The organism is Kitasatospora sp. UYEF31 (assembly GCF_057291755.1).
The window spans coordinates 1-1387 of the sequence record NZ_JBXAWK010000152.1 but is presented as its reverse complement, the minus strand read 5'-3'; the positions used below and the strand labels follow the sequence as shown (position 1 = coordinate 1387).

The 1387-nt window shown below is 49.5% G+C and carries 1 protein-coding gene; it reads left to right on the top strand.

Features of this window, described 5'->3' with window-relative positions; translation table 11 throughout:
• Window positions 1-509: 509 nt before the first annotated feature.
• Window positions 510-1226: a hypothetical protein gene (locus tag AC0Z36_RS29650; protein WP_485466178.1), complete on the top strand. Its 717-nt coding sequence runs from the start codon at window positions 510-512 to the stop codon at window positions 1224-1226.
• Window positions 1227-1387 lie beyond the last annotated feature (161 nt).

Genomic DNA, 1387 nt, shown 5'->3' with positions numbered 1-1387 from the left:
TCAAGGATCTACCTGACGTGATACGCGGATTCTTTGGCGATCCGCATTTGGCTTATATCGCAGAGACTGTCTAGATACTTTGAATTGGGTTAGTAATGCGACCGAAAGAGCCAAGGACGGAAAGCGCAGGACTATTCCGACGCACCACGGACATCTCACAAAAGAGCGCGAATTGGAGATTCTCGCAAACCCAGATGCCGTCTACGTGTCAACTGGAACAGCCGGGCGCATCATTGTCCAACAGGGAGACGATATAATCGTCATGGAAGGCAAGGGAGGTAAGGCGGGAAGTCTAGTGACAAGTTACGGACCATCTGGCCCTAGGAACGCGAGCGGTGCGGCAGCCTTGGGTGGTCTCGCCAGTGATCCAGGAATTGCTATAACGCGTGAGCAGATTCTTAGCGGAAATATTCCAACCCCTAACGGGAAGCCCCTGCCGCCAGCCATTCAAATAAAATAAGATAGGCTAATAAATGAACCTTGAACTATTCGGCGGATTCTCGATTCGCGTGACTGACAAGCAGAGTTCGTTTGTCGTGAAATACGCCATCTCAGCCTTGCGGGTATCCTCGAATCTCGGGATTACATTCGATGAGCATGAGGGGGTTCTTGTTAACACTTTCGGGAGTGTTGACTGGCTTTGGGATGCCAGTGATGAGATCAGATTCTGCTCTGATACCGCAGACTTGCAGAGCTTTAATCTCTCAACTCCAGAATGCTGGTCAAGCGAAAGCCTGGACAAGTTTTCCTGGATAGACTTTCCGGCAACTAGTGGTGGAATTCGAGCGAATCGGGCAGTGAATTTCTCGTGCCCGCCGATGAATTTTATCTGGCTTAGCCCTAAAGGCGACCATCTAGTTTGCACGGACAGAAGTTCGGTTCGGCTTTTTCCTGGAGATCTGAAGTTGCGTATTGCTTCAAACTTCGATCTCATGTTCCATGAAGGGAGGATGGCCGGTTGGATTCTCTCCAATCCTGCATCGGTAATTACTCCTCTTTCCGGGATTACCAATCACGAATCTGCCGACCCAGGGCTTCCTGGTCTTCTATATGACTATTTGACATGTGCATCTTTTCCTGGTTTGAATTATATTCAAAATGCCGATCCGGAAATTCGAAAGAAACTCGAATTGCTTTTCCGGAGGTCCGAGTTGATCGCAGAGTTCGATTCGCGGGGAGGTGTGATCCTTGAATCAATCCAGGAGTTGATCGATTCTTGGTATTGATTCATTAGCGGTCGGGCCGGGGTTCTTTTTGGTGGTTTAAAACAGTGAATGCATCAAGGAGGGTTGTTCAGAACGTCTTCGGTGAGGCGGCGACCATAGATCCTTGATCCGCGTAACGGAAGCGGCAACAGCCCCACACCTGCTACGACTTGAGTGTTGAG